We start from the raw sequence: 4,712 nt of genomic DNA on the forward strand, positions 1-4,712 counted from the left end.
AAATCAACAGCCTTGTTTAACTGATCCTATATGAAAAAAGCTGGTGGAGGTGTCCACCAGCTTTTTTGCGATTGTAAGTAAAAAGAATGGAGGACTTTTGGCTTGAGGAGGAATTGTCCCTAGACAGATTCTAGGAGAACATTTATTTTTTTATTCACGATGGGAAAAAAGAAAGCAATGTACTTCTATTAAGTTATTTTATTTTATCAGGTTGAGATTTTATTATATTCATCATATGTAAGTTAATTCACAAATGGGTTCAAAAAGGGAAGAGCTAAATGAGAGGGGTTAGCTGAGGGGGGCTAGCTAATTTTTTCTTGTAGCATTACGTTGTGAAGCTGGTCATTGCGGACTTCTTTTTCTATATTCCTGGCAGCCTCGACAGCGTCATCAAACCGGTCAAATGGAGCAGAAGAGAAAATCGGTGTGCAGGCGTCGTAGAATCTACCTGAATCTGATTTATATATGGTTACATTCCAGTGGTAATATTCTTTGTCATCAACTGGGTGGCCTTGAAGCCCGATCAGTAAGTGCGTATGAACCAAATCAGGTTGGATGTCCAAGAAGGTTTTTTTGTCACTATTGCCGGCTTGAATCAATGCTTTCTCATAAAATTCACGGTAATATGCGTTTTGCAAGGTAAGTTCACTCCTTTTGCAATAAGGTATAACTTCATTATATGTAAGGATTTCAAAAATTTGAAGGTTAATTGTTAAAATTTTTAGAAATTTTAATGAAGTGTCATTTTTTTTTCACATTTATTTAAAAATTTAATACTTGTGATTCCTATCACAACCCGAAGAATGATTGGATTTTATACTATAAGTAACTAAAGAATAGGAGGCCGATGAAGATGTCTGGCTGCATGAGTGGACTAAATCAAGATTCCAGTTTTGTATTATCCGAGGGTCTACAGCAATTGAAGAGTGAGCACCCGCCTTTGCTTGATAGGCTTGAAGAATTGTTGAATCTATGTGTGAAAATAGAAGAAGGAATGCATATTGAGGAGAATTTCAATAAGCTGCGTCCTGCAGTGGTTGAGTTTCTTGCAGAGCTGGAACCGCACTCGGAGCGTGAAGAAGGAGTACTGTTTGAGATGATGGCTGCATACATCGGCAGAGAAATGGGTCCGATTGCTGTAATGGAATATGAGCATGATCAAGCAAAAAGATTCATAGGAACATTCCTTCATAACACCAAGAATGGAACTGAAGAAATGGCAAAAGAGCAAATAATCCATAATGCACAATTAATCAAAGATGCAAATTACACCCTTGTCAGCCATTTTTCAAAAGAGGAAAGCATCTTGTTTCCGATGGCAGAAAATATGTTGACAGAAGATGAAAAGCAGGAACTTGCTGCGCGGATAAAAATAATCTAATCGAGTAACAAAAAGGGGTGAGGCAAAGGAATCTATAACCTTCGCATCACCCCTATTTTATATGCGCTTAAAAGCTGGTCATCAAAATACAAATTCAGTCTTGATGCGGAGCATCCTTCAGCACCGAAATGGATCTTGAATTCCTGTTTTAGCATGAAATATCGAAATCAGGTAAAGTTATTAAGCTTCCGTAATCGTAACAAGCTTAATGTCCTTGGTATCGAATCTGTGGAATACATTATCTTCACATGTGAATTCGATGATTCCGTCATGATCCTTGGCGTCCTGGATTGCATCAGAGATGTTTTCTACCTCGATGGGACGTGATACTGAAAAATCTTTTTCAAAAAAGTAGTTGATTTTAAATTTAGACATGATAATCTCCCTTCCTGGTGTGCTCATTACATTATTCCTTATGCAGAGCATGCCTAAACTCAAATCAACAAATGGAAAATTTTAATTGTTCCATTTCGCAAGCTTTTCGTCAGATGGAAGGAATAGTGTCAATATGCCTAAAAGAGGAAGGAAGCCGACACCCATGATCATCCGCGGCAAGCCAATCAAATCCGCTAAAGATCCGAGGCCTACTGAACCAATCGCTCCCATTCCAAAAGCCAGCCCAACTGTCAGACCCGCCATGGTGCCTATCTTGCCTGGGACTAGCTCCTGTGCATAAACGACTGTGACCGAAAAACTCGACATTAAGATGAAGCCGCTGACTGTTAACAGGATAAATGCCACCGCATAAGGAACAAATGGAATGATGGCTGACAACGGAGCTGTCCCTATCATGGAGATAAAAATAATATTCTTCTTCCCAAAACGATCTGCGAGCGGACCGCCAAAAAACGTGCCGACTGCTCCGGCTACCAGGAAAGCAAAAAGGAACAGCTGGGATTGTTTTATTGTCAGGCCATATTTATCAATTGCATAGAACGCATAGAAATTAGTCATTCCTGATATATACCATGAACGGGCGAAAATCAAAAATAGAATCAGGATTAGTGCTATTTTAATATTTTTCGGGATTCCTTTGTTTACTTGTTTGCTGGATTGCTTAACTTTTGAAGCAAGTTTCTCGAAATCCAGTTTTCGGGTATACCAGGAAGCAATATATACAAGCAAGGCAACTGCGAATGCAGCCACTAATGTGAACCATGCCGCACCGATCTGGCCAAGCGGCACAAGTATGAGTGCTGTGATCAGCGGAGCAAGTGCTTGACCTGAATTCCCTCCAACCTGGTAGATCGACTGGGCAAGTCCTCTGCGTGGTCCTGCTGCCATATATGCAACTCTTGACCCTTCAGGGTGAAAAACGGCAGATCCGAGCCCGATGAACAGAACTGAAAGTATGACGAACTCAAAGCTTGGGGCAAAAGCCAGACCTAATACACCAAACATTGTAGAGGTCAAGCCAAGTGGCAGGGCATAAGGCATCGGCTTCTTATCGGTCGCCATGCCAATCAAAGGCTGGAGAACTGAGGACACAATGTTAAGTGAAAAGCCGATTATGCCTAACTGTGTAAAGGTTAGACCCATCGATTTCTCAAGTATCGGAAACATTGCAGGTATAACTGATTGGATGGAGTCATTCAGCAAATGTACTAACCCAATGATGAAAAGAATTTTATAAGCTGTCTCGTTTTGTTTTTGTGGTTTCATTTTGACAGCTGCAGCAGATTGGCTCATGGTCGTCTCCTTTGAAAATTATTTCGATTTCCTACATTTTATTTTACAAAAAAAGTCTGCAGATAAAAATAGCTTTTCTAACGAAATATATGTTGTAATATATTTTGAGTATTGAGAAAAGATAAAAAAATAAAGGGGAAAATGGGAACGATGGAAAAAGTAGTAGAAAGATTAATGACCGATCAGCTGCTGAACAAATTTTTAAATTTATACGGACTAGAACCTGAAGTTAAAAAGCTCGGGGATTTTGAGAACTATGTATTTGAAGCCTACAAAAATGGAAAGTCCTTTATTTTAAGGGTAACCCATAGCTCACATCGAAGCGGAGAGGAAATTGCTTCAGAAATGGATTGGATGAGGCATCTGCACAAGTCTGGTTTGTCCATCCCAGAAGTTTACTCATCAATTAATGGACTATTTGTTGAACCATTGCGTGCCGATGATAGCAGTGAATTTTACGGGTGCCTGTATTCCAAGGCTGAAGGTGAACCAGTGAATGTCCGCTCTGAAAAGTTCGATTCTCAACTGTTTAAGGCTTGGGGTGAAACAACTGCGTTAATGCATCAGGCTACTAAATCCTATAAGCCTTCCGAGGGGATTAAAGTAAGGATCAGCTGGAATCAAGATGAATTGCTGGAAGTGGAAAAATATTTTCCGGCAGAGGATGCCCAATTGGTTGAAAATGCCCATGAATTGTTGGATACTCTGTCCAAGCTTCCTCAAGATCAGGATACATACGGATTGATTCATACAGATATCCACTCAGGAAACTTTTTTTACGATGGCGAGAAAATTCACGTATTTGATTTCGATGATGCCTGTTACTTCTGGTTTGCATCTGACATTGCCATTCCTTTGTTTTACTCCATTTTTTATAAAATCCCACCAGAAAAACATGAGGAAAGGCAAGAATTTGCTGATGAATTCATGACTGCTTTTATGGAAGGGTATGAAAAAGCCAATAAGCTTCCAGAAGGCTGGAAAGAGCAGCTTCCATTATTCCTGATGCTGAGGGATGTTGTTTTATATGCGGTATTGCATAAAAAAATAGCCCCTGATGACAGAGGGGAACGCTTGCTGGCCATGATGGCTGAAATAAGGGACAGGATTAAGAATAAGAAACCGATCGTAAATGTAAATTAACGCTTTTGGTTGTTTCTGGTAATCATTGAATAGACGAAGAATGTCCCACCTAAAAGGATTATAACCATAAATACAAAGAAAAGAATCCCGATTTCATCAATCATCGTGCTTAAAAAGATGATAAGAATGAGGTCTATTGCAATACCTATGAGCAGCAGAAGTTTTGGGTTCATGTGCATTCACCTGCTTTCAATTTTTTGTAAGATAATTAGTTTGAGCAAATGTCTGAAAAAAACACCAGATTCAGTTTTCTGGTGTTTTTTGGCCTGCTTTAAATTATATGAACTTTTGAATGAGATATCATTTTGAATTGCACCAAAGGCTGTGCTTGCCGTGATAAGGGTAAATGAAAGCCTTTATAATTACCCGAAAAACTATGCTTCCATTGAAAAAGGGGATAAAGTCCTATCTAATTGCCCCAAACGAAAGGTGTGCTTCATAAGTTAAATAAAGCACACCTGTAAAATACGGTACAAACCCTGTTACCATCCACGACTAG

At 39.4% G+C, this 4,712-nt stretch carries 6 protein-coding genes; 2 read left to right on the forward strand and 4 right to left on the reverse strand.

Translation table 11 applies throughout. The features are described from left to right. Positions 1-302: 302 nt before the first annotated feature. Positions 303-638, reverse strand: a complete 336-nt coding sequence (locus V7654_RS19550; protein ID WP_335432472.1) for a hypothetical protein — start codon at positions 636-638, stop codon at positions 303-305. Between the two features lie 215 nt (positions 639-853). On the opposite strand from V7654_RS19550, the gene V7654_RS19555 reads away from it, so the two are divergent. Beyond that, positions 854-1,381, forward strand: a complete 528-nt coding sequence (locus V7654_RS19555; protein ID WP_335432473.1) for a hemerythrin domain-containing protein — start codon at positions 854-856, stop codon at positions 1,379-1,381. 180 nt (positions 1,382-1,561) lie between these two features. Here the strand turns inward: V7654_RS19555 and V7654_RS19560 are convergent, their stop codons facing one another. Both V7654_RS19560 and V7654_RS19565 read right to left on the reverse strand, forming a co-directional pair. Continuing rightward, positions 1,562-1,756, reverse strand: a complete 195-nt coding sequence (locus V7654_RS19560) for a hypothetical protein (protein ID WP_335432474.1) — start codon at positions 1,754-1,756, stop codon at positions 1,562-1,564. Between the two features lie 81 nt (positions 1,757-1,837). Further along, positions 1,838-3,070: an MFS transporter gene (locus V7654_RS19565; protein ID WP_335432475.1), complete on the reverse strand. Its 1,233-nt coding sequence runs from the start codon at positions 3,068-3,070 to the stop codon at positions 1,838-1,840. A 150-nt stretch (positions 3,071-3,220) separates the two neighbouring features. Between V7654_RS19565 and V7654_RS19570 the strand changes: the two genes are divergently transcribed. After that, complete coding sequence (locus V7654_RS19570) at positions 3,221-4,213, forward strand: phosphotransferase enzyme family protein (protein WP_335432477.1); 993 nt, start codon at positions 3,221-3,223, stop codon at positions 4,211-4,213. Here V7654_RS19570 and V7654_RS19575 read toward each other — a convergent pair. Beyond that, on the reverse strand, positions 4,210-4,386 hold the full coding sequence (locus tag V7654_RS19575; RefSeq protein ID WP_335432478.1) for a hypothetical protein: 177 nt from the start codon (positions 4,384-4,386) through the stop codon (positions 4,210-4,212). The two genes, V7654_RS19570 and V7654_RS19575, sit on opposite strands and share 4 nt — an antisense overlap. Between the last annotated feature and the right edge of the window lie 326 nt (positions 4,387-4,712).

This window comes from Bacillus sp. JJ1609, assembly GCF_036967045.1.
Classification (GTDB): Bacteria; Bacillota; Bacilli; order Bacillales; family Cytobacillaceae; genus Mesobacillus.